The sequence below is a fragment of the Micromonospora sp. NPDC047527 genome, assembly GCF_040643015.1.
GTDB lineage: Bacteria > Actinomycetota > Actinomycetes > Mycobacteriales > Micromonosporaceae > Micromonospora.
In genome coordinates this window covers 350,920-368,955 of the sequence record NZ_JBEYTK010000006.1, presented here as the reverse complement: position 1 = coordinate 368,955, position 18,036 = coordinate 350,920, and the positions used below count along the sequence as shown (strand labels likewise).

17 protein-coding genes and 1 pseudogene are annotated in these 18,036 nt (G+C 72.8%); 5 read left to right on the top strand and 13 right to left on the bottom strand.

All coding sequences use genetic code 11. The annotated features are described in order from the left end of the window. Window positions 1-17: 17 nt before the first annotated feature. Genes ABZ808_RS23910 through ABZ808_RS23895 form a run of 4 tightly spaced genes read right to left on the bottom strand, consistent with a single transcriptional unit; the run spans window position 18 to window position 4,724 of the window. Window positions 18-1,598, bottom strand: a complete 1,581-nt coding sequence (locus ABZ808_RS23910) for a uroporphyrinogen-III synthase (protein ID WP_357010443.1) — start codon at window positions 1,596-1,598, stop codon at window positions 18-20. Beyond that, window positions 1,595-2,563, bottom strand: a complete 969-nt coding sequence (gene hemC, locus ABZ808_RS23905; RefSeq protein ID WP_357010440.1) for a hydroxymethylbilane synthase — start codon at window positions 2,561-2,563, stop codon at window positions 1,595-1,597. The genes ABZ808_RS23910 and hemC overlap by 4 nt, the downstream gene beginning before the upstream one ends. Next, a complete protein-coding gene (locus ABZ808_RS23900; RefSeq protein WP_357010438.1) occupies window positions 2,560-3,957 on the bottom strand; it encodes a glutamyl-tRNA reductase in 1,398 nt (465 codons plus the stop codon). Before ABZ808_RS23900 ends, hemC begins: the two co-directional genes overlap by 4 nt. Beyond that, the gene (locus tag ABZ808_RS23895; protein WP_357010435.1) at window positions 3,954-4,724 is read right to left on the bottom strand and encodes a redox-sensing transcriptional repressor Rex; all 771 of its coding nucleotides are present in this window, start codon (window positions 4,722-4,724) and stop codon (window positions 3,954-3,956) included. The genes ABZ808_RS23900 and ABZ808_RS23895 overlap by 4 nt, the downstream gene beginning before the upstream one ends. Window positions 4,725-5,185: 461 nt before the next feature. Here ABZ808_RS23895 and ABZ808_RS23890 point away from each other — a divergent pair, with 461 nt between their 5' ends. Next, window positions 5,186-6,490, top strand: a complete 1,305-nt coding sequence (locus tag ABZ808_RS23890) for a sensor histidine kinase (protein WP_357010433.1) — start codon at window positions 5,186-5,188, stop codon at window positions 6,488-6,490. A 53-nt stretch (window positions 6,491-6,543) separates the two neighbouring features. Then, window positions 6,544-7,197 (top strand): response regulator transcription factor, encoded by a 654-nt coding sequence (locus ABZ808_RS23885; protein WP_357010431.1) that lies wholly within the window; start codon window positions 6,544-6,546, stop codon window positions 7,195-7,197. On the opposite strand, the gene ABZ808_RS23880 is transcribed toward ABZ808_RS23885, so the two are convergent. From ABZ808_RS23880 to ABZ808_RS23870, 3 genes are read right to left on the bottom strand one after another with little or no spacing between them, the layout of a single operon-like run. Continuing rightward, window positions 7,178-7,843: an HAD hydrolase-like protein gene (locus ABZ808_RS23880; RefSeq protein WP_357010428.1), complete on the bottom strand. Its 666-nt coding sequence runs from the start codon at window positions 7,841-7,843 to the stop codon at window positions 7,178-7,180. The two genes, ABZ808_RS23885 and ABZ808_RS23880, sit on opposite strands and share 20 nt — an antisense overlap. 20 nt (window positions 7,844-7,863) lie before the next feature. Continuing rightward, window positions 7,864-8,118, bottom strand: a complete 255-nt coding sequence (locus tag ABZ808_RS23875) for a glutaredoxin family protein (protein WP_357010425.1) — start codon at window positions 8,116-8,118, stop codon at window positions 7,864-7,866. After that, window positions 8,108-9,736, bottom strand: a complete 1,629-nt coding sequence (locus tag ABZ808_RS23870) for an AMP-binding protein (RefSeq protein ID WP_357010423.1) — start codon at window positions 9,734-9,736, stop codon at window positions 8,108-8,110. The genes ABZ808_RS23875 and ABZ808_RS23870 overlap by 11 nt, the downstream gene beginning before the upstream one ends. 586 nt (window positions 9,737-10,322) lie before the next feature. On the opposite strand from ABZ808_RS23870, the gene ABZ808_RS23865 reads away from it, so the two are divergent. The 3 genes from ABZ808_RS23865 to ABZ808_RS23855 all read left to right on the top strand — a co-directional run bounded on the left by ABZ808_RS23865 (window position 10,323) and on the right by ABZ808_RS23855 (window position 13,439). Continuing rightward, window positions 10,323-11,267, top strand: a complete 945-nt coding sequence (locus tag ABZ808_RS23865; protein ID WP_357010420.1) for an ECF subfamily RNA polymerase sigma factor, BldN family — start codon at window positions 10,323-10,325, stop codon at window positions 11,265-11,267. A 288-nt stretch (window positions 11,268-11,555) separates the two neighbouring features. After that, window positions 11,556-12,434 carry a DUF5667 domain-containing protein gene (locus tag ABZ808_RS23860; protein WP_357010417.1) on the top strand — a complete coding sequence of 293 codons (879 nt, stop codon included), beginning with the start codon at window positions 11,556-11,558 and terminating at the stop codon, window positions 12,432-12,434. Window positions 12,435-12,563: 129 nt separating this feature from the next. Further along, window positions 12,564-13,439, top strand: a complete 876-nt coding sequence (locus tag ABZ808_RS23855; RefSeq protein ID WP_357010414.1) for an HAD-IB family hydrolase — start codon at window positions 12,564-12,566, stop codon at window positions 13,437-13,439. Between the two features lie 9 nt (window positions 13,440-13,448). On the opposite strand, the gene ABZ808_RS23850 is transcribed toward ABZ808_RS23855, so the two are convergent. The 6 genes and pseudogenes from ABZ808_RS23850 to ABZ808_RS23825 form a co-directional block, all read right to left on the bottom strand. Continuing rightward, on the bottom strand, window positions 13,449-14,306 hold the full coding sequence (locus ABZ808_RS23850; protein WP_357010724.1) for a lysophospholipid acyltransferase family protein: 858 nt from the start codon (window positions 14,304-14,306) through the stop codon (window positions 13,449-13,451). 221 nt (window positions 14,307-14,527) lie between these two features. Continuing rightward, entirely contained in the window at window positions 14,528-15,604 is a 1,077-nt protein-coding gene (locus tag ABZ808_RS23845) for an NAD-dependent epimerase/dehydratase family protein (protein ID WP_357010411.1), read from the bottom strand. Window positions 15,605-15,726: 122 nt separating this feature from the next. Next, a complete protein-coding gene (locus ABZ808_RS23840) occupies window positions 15,727-15,828 on the bottom strand; it encodes an AURKAIP1/COX24 domain-containing protein (protein WP_007465623.1) in 102 nt (33 codons plus the stop codon). A gap of 213 nt (window positions 15,829-16,041) precedes the next feature. Continuing rightward, on the bottom strand, window positions 16,042-16,251 hold the full coding sequence (locus ABZ808_RS23835; RefSeq protein WP_007465625.1) for a helix-turn-helix domain-containing protein: 210 nt from the start codon (window positions 16,249-16,251) through the stop codon (window positions 16,042-16,044). Between the two features lie 271 nt (window positions 16,252-16,522). Beyond that, a pseudogene (locus ABZ808_RS23830) lies at window positions 16,523-16,663 on the bottom strand (ABC transporter ATP-binding protein); the annotation flags it as partial. A gap of 58 nt (window positions 16,664-16,721) precedes the next feature. Then, window positions 16,722-18,011, bottom strand: coding sequence for a hypothetical protein (locus ABZ808_RS23825; RefSeq protein WP_357010408.1), 1,290 nt, complete (start codon window positions 18,009-18,011; stop codon window positions 16,722-16,724). Window positions 18,012-18,036: the final 25 nt, after the last annotated feature.

The following is an 18,036-nucleotide window of genomic DNA, read 5'->3' as shown; positions in this document are numbered from 1 at the left end:
GAGGCCTCCTCGGACGGCTACCGGAAGCGCAGGGCGGTAGGCCCCTGCACCTTCGAGCCACGGCGCTGCTTGGCCGGCATGGCGGCCAGCTTCTCGCGCAACTCGACGGCGTAGGCGGCGAGCGCCTCCACCAGGTCGGGCACCGAGGCGTGCGGCGGCTGGACGTCGACCCGCAGGCCGAACTCCGTCGCGGTCTCCGCCGTCTTGGGCCCAATCACGGCAACAACGGTCCGCGCATGCGGCTTCCCGGCGATGCCGACCAGGTTCCGCACGGTGGAGGATGACGTGAACAGCACCGCGTCGAACCCGCCCGACTTGATGGCGTCCCGGATCTCGGCGGGCGGCGGCGCGGCCCGCACCGTCCGGTAGGCGGTCACGTCGTCGACCTCCCAGCCGCGCTCGGTGAGCCCGGCCGCGAGCGTCTCGGTGGCGATGTCGGCGCGCGGCAGCAGCACCCGGCCCACCGGGTCGAGGATCTCGTCGTGCGGCGAGAACTCGGCCAGCAGCCCCTCGGAGGACTGCTCCCCGGCGGGGATCAGCTCCGGTTGGATGCCGAACGCGCGGACCGCGTCCGCCGTGGCCTCACCGATGCAGGCGATCTTGACGCCACCGAAGTGCCGAGCGTCCAGCCCGTGCTCGGCGAACTTCTCCCAGACCGCGCGGACCGCGTTGACCGAGGTGAAGATCACCCAGGCGTACCGGCCGTCGACCAGACCCTTGACGGCCCGCTCCATCTGCGCCGGGGTGCGCGGCGGCTCGACCGCGATGGTCGGCACCTCACACGGGATCGCCCCGTACGCCCGCAGCCGGGCGCTCATCGCGCCAGCCTGCTCCTTGGTCCGCGGTACGAGCACCTTCCAGCCGTACAGCGGGCGGTTCTCCCACCAGCTCAGCTTGTCGCGCTGGCCCACGCCCACGCCCACGGTGAGCACGACCCGACCGGTGAAGCCGAGCGCGGCGGCCACGAAGCTGTCCACGGTCGACGTGGTCGTGTACTGGGTCTCGCCGGTGCCGTCGCCGGTCACCCCGACGCCCGTGGTGCCGTCGACCCCGGCGGCCAGCAGACCGTCCCGGACGGCGGCAAGGTCACCGGCGTCCACCGCGAGCGCGAGCGAGCCCCGGCCGACGGCTGCGGCCAGCGCCTCGAAGTCCAGCGCGGAGACGTCCTCGACGTCGGCGGCGGTACGCACGCCCGGCAGCGGAACACCCGCGTAGGTGGCCACGCCCTCGGCCTGGCCGACGCCGGGCACCACCTCGAAGTGGGCGGCGGTGCGGGCCACGGCCTGCACCTCCTTGACCACCGAGTCGTGGCCGAACGGGTCGCCGGCGACCAGGTGCACCGCGTTCAGCCCGGACCGGGCGGCGGAGATCAGCACCTTCGCCACGTCGCCCGGCGCGCCTTCGGCCGGCGTGAACTGGGCGTCCTCCCTGGCCTCGGCGCGGACGACGGCGAGCAGGGAATCGGGGACTCCCCGGTCGTAGATGACCTGGTCGGCGTCGACCAGGGCGTCGTGCGCCCGACGGGTCAGCAGGCCCGGGTCACCGGGGCCCGCCCCGACGAATGCGATACGGCCGACGGGCTTACGGGTGCGGGTCATTCTGTGCTCCCAAATTGCTGGGTCCCCGGGCCGGTGTGTCCTTCGTGGCCGAGGATCGAGTCGGCGCCGAGTTCGAGGAGTTCGGCGGCGAGTGCCTTACCGATCTCCGCCGCGTCGGCGGGCGTTCCGGTGCGGGACAGCCGAAGGTCACGAGTGCCATCCGGACTGATCACCGCCCCGCGCAGGTAAATCTCATCGCCGGCGTCACCTTCGGCGAGTTCCGCATAGGCGGCGACGGGTGCGCTGCACCCGGCCTCCAGCGTTGCCAGCAACGCGCGCTCCGCGATGACCGCGGCGTGCGACGGTGCGTGGTCGAGCAGCGCGAGCAACTCGACCAGGTCTTGATCGTCGACCCGGCACTCCACGGCCAGCGCGCCCTGGGCGGGTGCGGGCAGCATGAGCATCGGGTCCAACGTCTCGGTGATCACGTCGGCCCGGTCGAGGCGGGCCAGCCCGGCCCGCGCCAGTACGACGGCGTCGAGGTCGGCTTCGGGGCCGAGCACCCGGGCCAGGCGGGTGTCCACGTTGCCGCGGATCGGGGTGACCTCCAGCTGCAGGCCGAGGGCGTGCAGTTGGGCGACGCGGCGCAGCGCGCCGGTGCCCACGGTGGCCCCGGGGGGCAACTCCGCGAGCGTCCGTCCGTCCCGGGCGATAAGCGCGTCGCGCGGATCCTGCCGGGCCGGCACCGCCGCGACGAGGAGCCCGCCGGGGACCGCGGTGGGCAGGTCCTTGTAGGAGTGCACCGCGAAGTCGATGGTCCGGGCGGTGAGCGCGTCGCGCAGCGCGGAGACGAACACCCCGACGCCGAGCCGGTGCACCGGCGCGTTGGACCGGTCGCCGGCGGTGATCACCTCGACCAGCTCGACCGGGCGGCCGGTGGCGGCGGTCAACGCCTCGGCGACCTGGCCGGACTGGGCCATCGCCAGGGCGCTGCCCCGGGTGCCGAGTCGCAGGGGGGCGGTCATCGGGCACCTCCGGTGGGCGGGGTGGGGTCGTCGGCGTCCACGCCGGCCGCCGGGTCGGCGTTGGCGAACGTCACACCGAGGTCGGGGGTCATCACGTCGGGGACGGTGTCCACCGGTGAGGTCTGTGGCACCTGGAGGTCGAACAGCTCACGCAGCAGGGCCGCGTACTGGTCGCCGCCGGGCTCGGCGGCGAGCTGGCGGACCTTGACGGTGGGCTGGTGCAGCAGCCGCTGCACCACCCGGTGCACCGTGCGGGCCACCTCGGCTCGCAGGTCGTCGCCGAGGTCGGGGCGGCGCTGGGCCAGCCGGCGCAGCTCGGCGGTGACGACGTCGTCGGCCCTGCCGCGCAGCGCGGCCACGGTGGGTGCCACGTCGGCGCCGCGCAGCCAGGTGAGGAAGCTCTCCACCTCGCCGAGCACGATCCGCTCGACGGCGGCGGCGTCGGCCGCGGCGGGACCGTCGGCGAGCAGCGCCGCCATCCGGTCGATGTCGATCACCTCGACGCCGGGCAGCTCGGCGACGCCCTCCCCGACGTCACGCGGGACGGCCAGGTCGAGCAGGACCAGCGGGCCCCGGGCCGGGTCCCGCTCGGCCAGTGCGGCGCTGACCACCGCGCGGGTGAGGACCGGTTCGGTGGACGCGGTGGCGGCCACTACGATGTCCACTGTGGAGAGGGTGTCGGTCAGCTCGGCCATCGGCGCGGCGCCCGCCCCGTACGACTCGGCGAGCCGGACGGCCCGGTCGGCACCCCGGTTGGTGACCGTGAGCGGCCCGGCGCCCAGTCGCGACAGGGTGGCCACACCGAGCGATCCCATCGCGCCGGCACCGATCACCAGTGCGGGGCGGCCGGCGAGGTCGCCGTCGAAGTGCCCGGCGGCCAACTCCAGCGCGGCGGTGACCACGCTCTGGCCGGCCCGGTCGATGCCGGTCTCGGAGTGGGCCCGCTTGCCGACGCGCAGCGCCTGCTGCATCAGCTCGTGCAGCAGCCGGCCGGCCGAGTCGGCGCCGCTGGCCCAGTGGTACGCGTCACGCAACTGGCCGAGGATCTGCGCCTCGCCCACGACCATCGAGTCGAGCCCGCTGGCGACCCGGAAGACGTGGTCCACGGCGGCGGTGTCGTAGTGCACGTAGAGGTGGCTGGCGAGCGCCGACGGCGCGCTGCCGGCCTGCTCGGCCAGGACGGCGCAGATGTCGCCGAGCCCACCGTGGAAACCGGACACGGCGGCGTAGACCTCCACCCGGTTGCAGGTGGAGACGAGCACCGCCTCGCTCACGTACGGCTGGGCGACCAGGCGGTCGAGGGTTCGGGTGAGGTCGGCGGGGGGCACGGCCAGCTGCTCCAGCGTGGCGACCGGGGCGGTCCGGTAGGACGCGCCGACGACGAGCAGTTTCACGTGCCGATCGCCTCCTGGGTGTCGGTGGTCGCGAGCCCGCCCGGCAGGGCGGTGAGAGCGGACCCGCCGGTGGCGGGCAGCGCGGTCAGCGACGCCTTGCGGTGCTCGTGGAAAGACAAAATCTGCAGCTCGATGGCGAGGTCGACCTTGCGCACGTCGACCCCCTCCGGCACCGAGAGTACGCACGGCGCGAAGTTGAGGATGCTCGTCACGCCGACCGCGACCAGCTGGTCGGCGACGCTCTGTGCGGCGGCGGCGGGGGTGGCGATCACGCCGATCGCGACGGATTCCGCGGCGGCGACCGCCGGCAACTCGTCGACATGTCGGACAATCAGCCCGTTGATCTCTTCGCCGACGCGGGAGGGGTCGGCGTCGAGCAGCGCGACGATCCGGAAACCCCGGCCCGCGAAGCCGTCGTAGCCGGCCAGAGCGTGACCGAGATTACCCACGCCGACCAGGGCGACGGCACGACGTTGGGTGAGCCCGAGCACATACTCGATCTGCTCGATCAGCAGCGCGACGTCGTAGCCGACGCCCCGGGTGCCGTACGAGCCGAGGTGTGAGAGGTCCTTGCGGAGCTTGGCGGAGTTGACCCCGGCGGCGGCGGAGAGGCCCTCGCTGGAGACCGTCTCGTGGCCGGCGTCGGCGAGGTTGTGCAGCGCGCGTAGGTACTCCGGGAGCCGAGCGACGGTCGCCTCGGGGAGGTCCGGGAGCGTCGGTACGGCACCGGCGCGGCCGGACGCGCCTGGGTGACGGTGCTGACTCATGAGACTCCGTGCGGTGCGATCCTCGGCCAACGTCGCTGGTCGGCCGTTTGTGGACTCCCGCTGGCGACCGAGATTGCCGGCTGTGCTAGCAGGGCGCGTCGGAACTACAGAGTAGGCGCTTGTGAAGACGTGCACAAATCGCGATCTTGTCGCTCCGTGGCGCGACCCCACCAGCACCTCCTTTTCACAAGATCGATTCAGCAGCCGTCCGACCCTCGGCCGCCCGGGGCGATTATTGCTCAATCCCGACTTCTCTGACCAATCGCGCGCCGCGCGTCGCCAACCCGCTCGGACGCGTCGATCTTGCAGTTGCCGCCCCCGCATCATTCCCATACCGGGCGATTCGGCGACCACAAATGCAAGATCGACGCGTTGCGGGGGGTTGGGGTAGGGGCAGCACTACGGGAGAGAGGCGGGGTTTCGGGATGGGTGGGAGAACCCCAGATGCCTAGCCTTTTGGCATGACCACCGTTACTGCCACCAATGATCAACAAATGCTGGCGCCCAGCATCCCCCGGCAGCTGTTCGTCGACTCCCGGTACGTGCTGCTCGGTCTCCCCCTGGCCCTGGCCAGCTTCGTCGTCCTCGTCGTCGGCCTCGCGGTCGGCGTCGGCCTGGTGGTCACCGTGATCGGCCTGCCGATCCTCGCCGGCACCCTGTACGCCGCCCGCGGTCTGGCCGACATCGAGCGAATGCGGCTGTCCGCGGTGCTCCGGCAGCCCCGGATCCGGCCGCACTACCGGCAGCCCGAGGCGGGAGCGAACGCCTGGCGGCGGATCTTCGTACCGATCCGGGACGCCCAGTCCTGGCTCGACCTGGCACACGGCATCCTGCGCCTGATCGCGGCGTTGGGCACCTTCGTGGTGACCGTGGTCTGGTGGGCCGGAGCAATCGCCGGCTCGCTCTACTGGGCCTACGACTGGGCACTGCCCCGGGCGGACGCCGATGGCGACCAGGACCTGGCACAACTACTCGGCCTGGGCGACTCGACCACCGCCCGGATCGGGCTGCACACCGCGCTCGGGGTGTTCTTCCTGATCACTTTGCCGATCGTGGTCCGGGGCTGCGCGCTGCTCCAGGCCAGCTTCGCCAAGGCCATGCTGACCGGGGTGGCCGAGATGCGCGACCGGATCACCGTGTTGGAGGAGCAGAAGCGGGCCGCCGTGTCCGCCGAGGCGTCCGCGCTGCGCCGGCTGGAACGTGACATCCACGACGGCCCCCAGCAGCGCCTGGTCCGGCTGGCGATGGACCTCAGCCGGGCTCGGATGCAGCTCGCCTCCGACCCGGAGGCCGCCGGCCGGACCATAGACGAGGCGGTCACCCAGACCCGGGACACCCTCGCCGAGCTGCGGGCGTTGTCCCGGGGCATCGCCCCGCCGATCCTGGTCGACCGTGGTCTGCCCAGCGCCCTGGCCGCGCTCGCCGGCCGCGGGCTGATCCCCATCGAGCTGGAGGTGGACCCGCAGCTCGGCACGGCGGGCGGGCGGCTCGACCCGGCGGTGGAGAACACCGCGTACTTCGTGGTGGCCGAGGCGCTGACCAACATCGCCAAGCACAGCCGGGCCACCGAGGCCGTGGTCGCCGTGACCCGGCAGGGCAGCCACCTCCAGGTGCGGGTGGGTGACGACGGACAGGGTGGCGCGCACCTGGCCAAGGGGCACGGGCTGGCCGGAATCGCCGACCGGGTGCGGGCTGCCGGCGGTGAGCTGGCCGTGGTCAGCCCGACCGGGGGGCCCACCGAGATCCGCGCGGAGCTGCCGCTGTGAGCGTGCCCGCACCGAGCCTGCGCGACAGGCCGGACATGGTAGACAGCACAACCATGCGCATTGTGATCGCCGACGACGCCGTCCTCCTCCGGGAAGGGCTGGTGCGGCTGCTGACTGAGAGCGGGCATCAGGTGGTGGCCGCCGTCGGGGATGGCGAGGCGCTGGTCGAGGCGGTGGTGGAGCACCGGCCGGACGTGTCGATCGTCGACGTCCGAATGCCGCCGACCCACACCGACGAGGGGCTGCGGGCGGCGGTGGAGGCCCGTCGGCTGGTGCCGCGTACGCCGATCCTGGTGCTCTCCCAGTACGTCGAGGTGTCGTACGCCGACGACCTGCTGGACACCACCGGCGGGTCCGGCGGCGGGATCGGCTACCTGCTCAAGGACCGGGTGGCCGCGATCGACGAGTTCCTGGACGCGCTGCGGCGGGTGGCGGCGGGCGGCACGGTGCTCGACCCGGAGGTGGTCGGCCAGCTCTTCGCCCGACGGCGCCGGGACGACCCGCTGCGCGAGCTGACCCCGCGCGAGCGGGAGGTGCTCTCCCTGATGGCCGAGGGGCGTTCGAACACGGCCATCGCCCGTGCCCTGGTGGTGAGCGACGGCGCGGTGGAGAAGCACGTGCGCAACATCTTCACCAAGCTCACGCTCCCACCGGACACCGAGCAGCACCGGCGGGTGCTGGCCGTCCTCACCTACCTGCGGAACTGACCTTCCCGGCGGCCAGGGCCACCGCGTCGGTGAGGGTGTCGGCGACCGGGTGGCCGGAGGCGCGCAGCCGCGCCGGGTCGGTGAAGCCGCCGGTGTAGAGCACCGCCCGGCCGCCGACCGCGAGGGCCGCGTCCGCGTCGTCGATGGAGTCGCCGATCAGCACCACCGATGCGCCGTCGACGCCCAGCTCGGTCAGGTGCCGCTGGAGCGACTCGGCCTTGGGTCCGCCGCCGACCGTGGCCCGCAGCCCGTCCACCCGGGTGAAGTGCCCGGTCAGCCCGTAGGTGTGCACGGTGGGCACCAACTCCTCGTGGAACCACATGGACAGCAGGCTCTGGCTGCCCTCCCAGGTGGCCATCGCGGTCTGCGCGTCGGCGGCCAGCTCGCAGGTGGTCAGACCGTTGCGGTACGCGTCGTGGAAGATCCGGTCCAGCCGGCCGAACGCCTCGTCGTCCACGGCCTTGCCGAGCACGTCGGCGTAGTAGTCGGCGATCGGGCGGCGGAACCGCGTCCGGTGCTCCTCGGGGGTGACCGTCGGCCCGCCCACGCTGGCGAACGCGGCGTTGGTGGCGGCCACCACCAGGCTGAGGTCGTTGAGCAGGGTGCCGTTCCAGTCCCACACCAGGTGGGGGTGCGCAGGGCTCATCCGAGCACCATAGGCACCATTCAGAGCTGAGGGGTGGTCAGGTCCCGCAGCAGCCGGTCCTCCTCCACCCGCCAGTAGCCGTGCTCCTTGCCGTCGAGCATCACCACCGGCAGCCGGTCGCCGTACTCCCGTTCCAGCTCCTGGTCGTCACTCACGTCCCACTCGACCCACTTGTCCCCGGTGACCGCCACCACCCGGTCGAGCGCCGCCTTGGCGTCGTCGCACAGGTGGCAGCCGGGCCGGGTGATCAGGGCGAGCCGGGCGTCAGTGGCCATCGGTTACCTCCGTGCGGGTGTCGGCGGATGCGGACGGGCCGGCTGGTGTCGCCGGCCGGAGCTGGGTCTTGCGTACCTTGCCGATCGCCGAGTGTGGCAGGGCATCGACGAACTCGACGGTGGTCGGGCACTTGAACCGGGCCAGGTTCCGTGCGCAGTGGGCGAGCAACTCCTCGCTTGTCACCGGTCGCCCCCGTGCCGGCACCACGTACGCCCGCACAGTCTCGCCGGTCCGCGGGTGCGGCACACCCAGTACCGCCGACTCGGCCACCCCGGGGTGCCCGGTGAGCACCAACTCGACCTCGTGCGGATAGACGTTGAACCCGTTGACCAGGATCAGCTCGCCGAGCCGGTCGACCAGGAAGAGGTCTCCGTCCTCGTCGGCGTACGCGATGTCGCCGGTGCTCCACCAGCCGTCGGCGTCCGGGCCACCCCGACCGTCGGGCCAGTAGCCGGCGAAGAGGTTGGCGCCGCCCACGACGATCTGCCCCGGGTCGGTGCCCGGCGCGACGTCGGAGATGTCCAGCTCATCCGGGTCGTCGTCGAGGACGGCCTGGCCGTCGCGCCACAGGTCCACCCCGTCCGGGCCGACCAGGCGCAGCCGCACGCCGGGCAGCGGCCGTCCGATCGAGCCGGCCTTGGCCTGCCCGCCGACCAGGGTCGAGGTGAGCACCGGCGCGGTCTCGGTGAGGCCGTACCCGATGTGCACCGGATGGCCGGTGGCCTCGGCGAAGCGCGCCGCGACCGCGGGCTCCAGCGGCGCCGCGCCGCACACCGCCACCCGCACCGACGAGGTCGCCGCGCGGACCGTCGGCGCGTCGGCCCAGGTCAGAAACATCGACGGTACGCCCACCAGCACGCTGACTCGGTGTCGCGCGATCTCGTCCAGCCCCGCCTCCGGCCCCGGCTCGTCGAGCAGCACACCTGTCGCGCCATGGTGGACGACCGCGCCGAGCCCCGCGTTGAGCCCGTACGCGTGGAACAGCGGCAGGGCCAGCAGCACGGTGTCCGTGGAGCCGACGACCGGCGGGTCGATCCGGTCGACCTGTTCGTGGTTGGCCACCAGCGCGCCGTGGGAGAGCATCGCCCCCTTCGGGTGGCCCTCCGTGCCGGAGGTGTAGAGCAGTACGGCCAGGTCGTCGCCGCCTCGGTGTGGGCGCGACGGCGGTGCGGTCGCGTCTGCGGTGGGCGGTGTGCCGTACACGGCGGTGAGCGCGGGCAGTTCGGTGGCCACCTCGGCGACCAGGCTCCGGACCCGGTCGGTGCCGATCAGCACCGACGCGCCGGAGTCGGCCAGCACGTGGAGCAACTCCGGGGCGGTGAGGCCGGGGTTGACCGGGACGGCGACCAGCCCGGCCCGCAGGGCACCGAGCCAGCCGATCACGAAGTCGGGGGTGTTGGGCAGCGCGATCGCGACGCGGGGAGGTGTGTCGCCCAGCTCGGTGTGCGGCGCGACGGCGGCCAGGCCGTGCGCGGCGGCGGTCACGGCGGCGTCCAGTTCGGACCAACTGATGCTCCGGTCCCGCCAGTGCAGCGCGGGCCGGTCACCGTGGTCGTGGGCCGCCCGGTGGAGCCGGTCGGCGAGGTTCGGCGCGGAGTCTGGGGCTGCGTCCTGCACGGTGGTCGAGTCTGGCACAGCGGGCGGTGTCAGGCCACGCCCCGACAGGTGGGGCGAAGGGCTGTCGCGAGTGCCGCTCAGGTCCCGCCAGCGGGACCACCCACTGTGCCGCCGGCGATGCGATCAAGTCCCCCTGATGGGACGATCGTCGACTCCGCCCGACGATTCGGCCACGCCCTCGCCACCGCCAGGCGCGGAGGGTCAGGCGATCGGCCAATGTGCCCTCGAGCAGGGGATCATCGTGGAACACCGGCCCGACGGAAAGTCAACCGCACACGACGGACAACTGGTCCGCCGCCGGTGCGACACCGGCGGAAATACTTCCGCCCTGTGTAACGGACTTGCCACGCGCGGGTGACGTTGGCCCTATTATCACTCGGGTCGGCTCACCCCATTTGCCGTGAGTCGACACCCCTCAGCCCGAGGAGGCCCCCGTGCCTGTGAGCGCATTGGACCAGCACCTCAAGGGGAACTGCCGCCTGTCGGCACACCCCGGAACCGTCCTGCCCGACCGGATGCCCGGTCGGTCCACACTGATGGCCCGCAGACCGGCCCGTCCGGCGACCAACGGGACGGGGGCTGTGCGATGACCGCCTTCGGTTACGCGGAACGCCCGGTCGGCCTGACCGGTCAGACGACCCGCGCCCAGGTCAACGAACGTCCGGCGGCCCGCACGCCGCCGGACGACCAGCACAGCGCGGCCCAGCGGACCCGCAATCGTCCACACACCAACGAGCCGCCACCGAGACCGGCGGTTCCCGGCGGCAACGCGATGCCGACCGGTGGCCGGGTCGCCGCGCCGGCCCGCCCGACCATGCCGGCCCAGGGCCGTCGCGTCGGTGACACACCGGCGGTGACAAGCGATCCGGCGGCGGGCGAGACCGCGGTGATCCCCGCCGTCCAGGCCACCACCACGACCACCCCGACCACACCGACCGGCTTTCCCAGCCGACCGGACCCGTCCGACCCGGCCACCGAGGTCTGGACGCTGATCGAGCGGGCCCAGGCCGGCGAGTCCGAGGCGTTCGGCCTCATCTACGACCGGTACGTGGACACCGTGTTCCGGTTCGTCTACTTCCGGGTCGGCAACCGCCAACTCGCCGAGGACCTCACCTCGGACACCTTCCTGCGCGCTCTCAAGCGGATCGGCAGCTTCACCTGGCAGGGCCGCGACCTCGGTGCCTGGCTGGTGACCATCGCCCGCAACCTGGTCGCGGACCACTTCAAGTCCGGCCGGTACCGGCTGGAGGTCACCACCGGCGACGTCCTCGACGCCGACCGGGAGGACCGGGGTCCGGAGGGCAGCCCGGAGGCGGCGGTGGTCGAACACATCACCAACGTCGCGCTGCTCACCGCCGTGAAGCAGCTCAACCCGGAGCAGCAGGAGTGCATCGTGCTGCGGTTCCTCCAGGGCTTCTCGGTCGCCGAGACGGCACGTGCCATGGGCAAGAACGAGGGCGCCATCAAGGCACTCCAGTACCGGGCCGTACGGGCGCTGGCGCGGCTCCTGCCGGACGGCTTCCAGCCATAGGTTGTTCGGCGGGGCGGTCGGCACTGATCGGCGTTTGCGCAGCTCAGGGCCGGTCTCGTCCGGTGACGGCGATCACTTTCCGTGATTTCCGCCCCGCCCGGCCCGTAACCCGTGCCCGGTCCGCCGCGTTTCTCCGGGTGCGACCGGTGGTTGTCCCGGCAAGCCCGGGTCACCGAGGTCCGACCGGCACACCGGGCGGCACCTCACCTCCGTGGTGTCACACTGCCGCCCGGTCGCTGGCAACGACGGCGGCCGACCGGCCGTGACCAGCGAGAGGAGGTGCCAGCGGTGGACAACATCCTCTTCTCCCGCCGGCGCGCCGAGCGCTTCGCGCAGCTTCTCGACGAGGCCAACGGCGGCCGGCGGCACCACGTACGGTCCCGGGTGGACGGCCAACTGGCACCGCTCGTCGCGGTGGGCCAGCGGCTGAGCGTCGATCCGCCCACGACCGAGGTGGACCCTGACTTCCGCACCGGCCTGCGAGCGATGCTGCTCGCCACCGCCGAGCGCGAGGCGATGGCCACCGCCCCGGCGACCGCCGAGCCGGCCGCCAAGCGTCCCGCCGCCACGACCCGCGGGTCGCTGCTGCCGGCGGTCACCGCCCGACGCGCCCGCGCCCGGGGCGCGATCCTGATCGGCATCGCCGCTGGCGCCGTCGCCGTCTCCGGGATCTCCGCCGCCAGCGAGAACGCGGTGCCCGGCGACGCGCTCTACGGCATGAAGCGCTCGACCGAGCGAGCCCAGCTGGCCCTGGCCAGCTCGGACATCAGCCGGGGTCAGCTCTTCCTGGACTTCGCCCGGACCAGGCTCGGCGAGGCCGCCGAGCTGCGTGGCGACCCGATCGGCTACAGCGCCGTTCTCGACGACATGGACGCCGACACCCGGCAGGGCATCCGCCTGCTCACCACCGCCGCCGTGCAGCGCGCCGAGCCGAGCAGCCTGGACACCGTCAACGCCTTCGTCGCCAGCCAGCGCCGCGCGGTGAGCAACCTCCTCGACGGCGCTACCCGGGCAGACCGGGTCCGGACCCGGCGGTCGTTGGAGCTGCTGGACACCGCCCGGGAGCGCTCGGACGCGCTGCGCGCCGCGATCGCCTGCGGCCTGCCGGCGCCGACCGGCAGCGACACACTCGGGCCCGCGCCGACGACCTGCCCCGGCGCCCGCTGATCCGCCGGAGCCCTCTACCGCACGTCCGACCGACCACGCCACAGTTCCCCGTGTGCGTGGTCGATCATCCGTGCCCGCCGGATACCCTCGCTGGAGGCATCCGTTGCACCTGGTCAGGAGGGGAGTCGCGTGGCGCGCAGCCGCAAGGTGACGGTCAGCACCGACGCCCAGGGTCACACCGCGGGTTGGGCGGAGACCGAACTGGCGCCGGTGACCCCACCCGCTCCGGACCCGACCGCCGCCGCCTTCTTCGACGTCGACAACACGATGATGCAGGGCGCGTCGATCTACTGGTTCGCTCGTGGGCTCGCCGCCCGGGACTACTTCACCACCGCCGACCTGGCGCGCTTCGCCTGGCAGCAGCTCCGGTTCCGGGTGCTCGCCCGGGAACACGCCGGTGACATGTCCCAGGCCAAGGAGGCCGCGCTGGCCTTCGTCGAGGGCTGGCGGGTCGACGACGTCGAACGGCTGTCGGAGGAGATCTTCGACGAGCTGATGGCACCTCGGATCTGGACCGGCACCCACCAGCTCGCCCAGCGCCACCTGGACGCTGGTCAGCGCGTCTGGCTGGTCAGCGCCGCCCCGGTGGAGATCGGCCGGGTGATCGCCACCCGGCTCGGCCTGACCGGTGCGATCGGCACGGTGGCCGAGGTGCGGGACGGGGCGTACACCGGGCGGTTGGTGGGCGACCTCATGCATGGGCCGGCGAAGGCCGAGGCGGTCACCCAGCTCGCCGCCGTTGAGGGGCTGGACCTGGCCCGCTGCGCGGCCTACAGCGACTCCGCGAACGACCTGCCCCTGCTCTCCGCGGTGGGCCGGGCGGTGGCGGTCAACCCGGACGGCACCCTGCTGCGGCAGGCCCGGCAGCACGGCTGGGAGGTACGGGACTTCCGCACCGGCCGCCGAGCCGTCAAGATCGCCGTGCCGTCGACGGCGGCAGCCGGCCTGGTCGCCGGGGCGGTGACCGCCGGCCTGGCGCTACAGCGCCGCCGTCGCGCCGGCTGAGGCGTCGGTTCAGGGGCCGAACGGGTCGGGCCGCCGCTCCAACAGCGAGTGCAGCGTCTGCTGGATGGTCTCCCGCACCTGGTCGGCGAGGTTGAAGACCACCAGCGGGTCGTCCGCCGAGTCGGTCAGGTGCGCGGTCGGGATCGGCGGGCAGAACTCGATCAGCCACTTGCTGGGCAGCGGCACCATGCCCAGCGGCCCGAGCCACGGGAAGGTCGGCGTGACCGGGAAGTAGGGCAGCTTCAGCAGCCGCGCGAGGGGCTTGATGTCGGCGAGCATCGGATAGATCTCCTCGCCGCCGACGATGGCGACCGGCACGATCGGGGTGCCCGTCCGCAGCGCCGCCGAGACGAAACCGCCCCGACCGAACCGTTGCAGCTTGTACCGGTCGGCGTAGAGCTTGCCGATGCCCTTGAACCCCTCGGGGAACACGCCGACCAGGTCGCCGCCGCCGAGCAGCCGCTCGGCGTCCGGGTTGCAGGCCACCGTGCCGCCGGTCTTGCGGGCGATCTCCGACACCACCGGCATCCGGAAGACCAGGTCGGCGCCGAGCAGACGCAGGTAGCGGTGCGCCGGGTGCTTGTCGTGCAGCGCCGCAGAGAGGATCAACGCGTCCAGCGCCACGGTGCCCGAATGGTTGCCGACCACCAGGCCCGGCCCGTCGACCGGCACGTGCTCCACACCGCTGACCTCGGTGCGGAACCAGTCCCGGTAGAGCAGCCGCAGCAGCGGGTGGAAGACCGCGTCGGTCAGCTCCGGGTCGAAGCCGAACTCGTCGACCTCGTACTCCCCGGACAGCCGGCGGCGCAGGAACGCCAGGCCGTTCGCGACCCGGCGGTCCCACGGGTCGCCCGGCCGGTCCGGCACCGCCGGACCGGTGCCCGGCGCGCCACCGGCGGTCGTGCCGCTCTCGACCGAGGGCTCGTCGGTGGCCGCGGTGTCGACCTCGTCGGCCGGCGTCGAGGCCGGCGCGAGCTGTGCCGCCGGTCGGTGCCCGTTGCGCCGCGCCGGCTCCACGTCCGGCACCAACCCCGGGGGTACGTCGAAACGCCCGTTGCCCGCCGGCTCGCGGCCCGTCTCCGGCCCGGTCACGACGAGCGCTCCCGCACGGCGGCACGGACCTGCCGAATGCCGTCCAGGACGAACTGCTCGGCGGCGGCCAACTGATTCCGGCTGAGCACCACCCCGCCGTGGTGGGCGCGGATGAAGTCGTCGAACGCGGCGGCCGTGGAGCGGGGCGTGAAGCCGTACTCCTGCTCAAGCCGGGTGGTGTCGACGACCCGGCCGTGCACGAAGAGATCGACCTGGTCCAGGCCGTAGCCGCCGAAGCCCATGTTGCGGGCCAGCGCGGCGGCGCCGGATAGGCCCGGCTCCAGCACCGGCACGGCCACCCGGCCGGCCCGCCGGATCGCCTGGGACAGCGACAGCACACCCGGACCGGCGACGTTGTAGGTGCCCGGATGGTCCTCGACGATCGACCGGTGCAGCACCTCCAACGCGTCGTCGAAGTGCAGGAACTGCAACCGGGGGTCGCGGCCGAAGACGGTGGGCACGAACGGCTGCGAGAAGTAGCGGGTCAGCGTCGTGTCGGCGGTCGAGCCGATGAACGGGGCGAAGCGCAGCACCGTCGCCGTGACGTCGGGCCGGCGGCGCCGGAAGCCCCGGACGTACCCCTCAAGGTCGAGGATGTCGCGGCCGAAACCGCCGCGCGGCACCTCGCGCGGTTCGGTCTCCTCGGTGAAGACGGCCGGGTCCCGGAACGACACCCCGTACGCGGCGGTCGACGACCGGACCACGAGCTTGCGCAGCCGGGGCGCTCGCTGGCAGGCGGCGAGCAGTTGCATGGTGCCGATGACGTTCTGGTCCTTCATGGCCGACCGGCCACCGTGCTGCGGGTCCGGGGAACTGACCAGCGCGAGGTGCACCACCGCGTCGACGTCCAGGTCGGCGAGGAGCCCGCCGAGTGAGCCGGGATCGACGCGAACCCGTTCGACCCGGTCCAGCAGGTCGGTGAGTTCGGCGCCGGGCTCCGGCACGTCCACCCCGATGACCCGCTCGATACGCGGGTCGGCCGCCAGTCGCGCCGCCACGTGGGCGCCCAGGTACCGGCCGACGCCGGTGACGACGACAACCCCCGGAGCACCTGGGGTGCTACCGGGGGTCATCTGACGCACCTACGCCGGCAGGGGGGATCGAGCCGGGACGACCACGGCCTGATCACCTGAGCCTCCGGAAGTCGACAGTTAGGCAAGAGACGCCGAACGCCGGGCCGTGAGCCCGGCGGCGATCACTTGCCGAGACGGCGACGCTGGACGCGGGTCTTGCGCAGCAGCTTGCGGTGCTTCTTCTTAGCCATGCGCTTACGGCGCTTCTTGACCACCGAGCCCATACGACAGCCTTTCGATACAACGTGCGGGGCGGGCCGGATGACACCACGCAGGTGGCGACGGCGACCGCATGCGGACAACGGACCGGACCAGTCAGGGCGGCGGGGCGCACCGGTGGGTCTCGGTCGGGCTCCAGGGTAGCGGGAGAGCGTCAGCAGGACCAACGCGCCCCCGTCGACGCCCGTTACGTCGCACTCGATCAGGGAGCCGGTGGCTCAGGCGGTTTCCTGAAACGCGCCCCGGAGATATTCGTGCACGGCGTGCTCGGGCACCCGGAAGGACCGGCCGACCCGGACAGCGGTGAGCTCACCGCTGTGCACCAGGCGATAGACCGTCATCTTCGACACCCGCATGACCGTCGCGACCTCTGCGACGGTCAGGAACTTGACCTCCGACAGCCGTCCGTCGGACTGTGACCCGGCCATGGCTCACCGACCAATCCCATGCCCGGCGCGTGCCAACCCGACGGATGCTCCGGGCCGGGCGGCGACGCGCGTGTTATCAGTACGGTAGCGGGGCGGCTGTGACCGGCGCGATCCCTTCTTACAACTGATCATGTTTGGTTCGCCGGTTCACCCGATCCGTGCTCCCGGATTCTCCCCGCCTGGGTCCGTCGTCCGGTTGCGCCCGGGAGAGTCGTCCAAGGCGCTGGCCGGCGTTCCCGTCGCCGCTGTGTCGAGCGGCGGGCCGCGGAAGGCGCCCGGTGGCTCCGGCGGCGCCACCAGAGCCACCGGACGGGTGCCCCGGGCCGCTTCCGGACACGGACCGGGGCTCCGCGCTGGGAGCGGGGACCAGTGTCTCAGGTCGACCGTGATCAACGGACAGCGGTCGATCATGAAGCTCGGCGGGGTCGTCGGCGACCGCCGCCGCCCGCTCGCGGCGCTGCCGGGCGGTCTCAGGCGGCGACAGCGCGCACGTACGCCACGCACTCGTCGTGCAACGTCGACCACGGCTCGTCGAACACCTGCTCGGCGGCGACGTCGAGGGCCTTGCGCTCGTGCACCACGGCCTTGAAGAAGGCGAGCAACTGGTCCGGCCCGAACCGGTCGACGAGGTGCCGGACGGCGAGATAGCCGACGCCGTAGCTGCCGCCGACCCGTTCGGCCGCGGCGTCGTCGGTGGGGGTGATCCCCTCCAACCGGCCGTCCCAGCTGCTACGGACCAGCTTGCGCACCTCGGCGAGCCCCTCGTACCGCTCGACCGGTTGACCACCGGCACCGGCGAACTCGGCCAGGCCCTCGACCAGCCACCAGGTCGTCTTGCCCGGATAGCCACGCTCCGGCAGCGACGCGGCGTGGGTCAACTCGTGCCGGAGCAGGTCGTCGGTGCCGCTGCTCGGCAGACCGTCGGCGCTGAGCACCACCTCGTGGTGACCACCGCCGACGGTCACCGCGTAACCGCCGGTCCACTGTGGTCGGCCGCCGCCATACCAGCGCTGCCACTCGGTGCGGCCGGCGTAGAAGATGCGGTAGCGGTCCGGCGGCGAGCCTGCCACCGCGTACCCGTCGGCGACCCTGGCTGCCGCCTCGGCCTGGGCCAGCAGGCCGGGCAGCTTGCCGCGCAGCGCCGGTGTGGTGGCCACGATGGTCCGCTCGCCGACCGCCACGACCAGGTCGCTGATCTCCCACGGTCGGGTGCCGGTCTCGGCCGACTTGGACTCCTCCAGGGCGACCAGTCGGGGCTGGTCGCCGTTCTCCCGCCAGCGGGTGCCGATCAACACAGGGCTCGGCCGGCAGTCCGGCGCCACGAAGCAGTACTGGAAGCGCACCAGCAGCCGCCACTCGCCCGGCCGGCCGACGATCGGTGCGGGCAGGCCGCTCGGCTCGGCCCGCCAGACGGTGACCTTGAGTGCGCGCAGCGCGCCGAAGCGGCGGCGCAGGTCGGTGTGCGCGGCCGGGTCGGCGATGGCGAGGTAGGCATCCTGGTCACCACCGAGCAGCGCCGTGGACTGCCGCTGAAGCTGCGCGGTGATCCGGTCGGACAGCCCTCGGGCGACAGCGGTCGCCGGGTCGTCGGTCGCCGAGGCGCCGGCCCGGCGGACGGTGGCCTGGTCGCCGGACTCCCGCACCACCCCGACGACCAGCAGCGCGGGCAGCCCGCAGCCCAGCAGCAGGACGACCACCACGAGCACCGTCCACAGCGGCCAGAGCCGCCGCGACGATGGCTGATGCACCCCGTCAGTCACCCGCCGAAGGTTACGACCATTCGGC

Bases quoted from the DNA above. Each gene is read 5' to 3' on its own strand.
- ABZ808_RS23865 (WP_357010420.1), top strand. From the start codon at position 10,323: ATGACCGCCTTCGGTTACGCGGAACGCCCGGTCGGCCTGACCGGTCAG.
- ABZ808_RS23835 (WP_007465625.1), bottom strand. From the start codon at position 16,251: ATGGCCGGGTCACAGTCCGACGGACGGCTGTCGGAGGTCAAGTTCCTG.
- ABZ808_RS23910 (WP_357010443.1), bottom strand. From the start codon at position 1,598: ATGACCCGCACCCGTAAGCCCGTCGGCCGTATCGCATTCGTCGGGGCG.
- hemC (WP_357010440.1), bottom strand. From the start codon at position 2,563: ATGACCGCCCCCCTGCGACTCGGCACCCGGGGCAGCGCCCTGGCGATG.
- ABZ808_RS23880 (WP_357010428.1), bottom strand. From the start codon at position 7,843: ATGAGCCCTGCGCACCCCCACCTGGTGTGGGACTGGAACGGCACCCTG.
- ABZ808_RS23885 (WP_357010431.1), top strand. From the start codon at position 6,544: ATGCGCATTGTGATCGCCGACGACGCCGTCCTCCTCCGGGAAGGGCTG.
- ABZ808_RS23845 (WP_357010411.1), bottom strand. From the start codon at position 15,604: ATGACCCCCGGTAGCACCCCAGGTGCTCCGGGGGTTGTCGTCGTCACC.
- ABZ808_RS23875 (WP_357010425.1), bottom strand. From the start codon at position 8,118: ATGGCCACTGACGCCCGGCTCGCCCTGATCACCCGGCCCGGCTGCCAC.
- ABZ808_RS23840 (WP_007465623.1), bottom strand. From the start codon at position 15,828: ATGGGCTCGGTGGTCAAGAAGCGCCGTAAGCGCATGGCTAAGAAGAAG.
- ABZ808_RS23890 (WP_357010433.1), top strand. From the start codon at position 5,186: ATGACCACCGTTACTGCCACCAATGATCAACAAATGCTGGCGCCCAGC.
- ABZ808_RS23895 (WP_357010435.1), bottom strand. From the start codon at position 4,724: ATGAGTCAGCACCGTCACCCAGGCGCGTCCGGCCGCGCCGGTGCCGTA.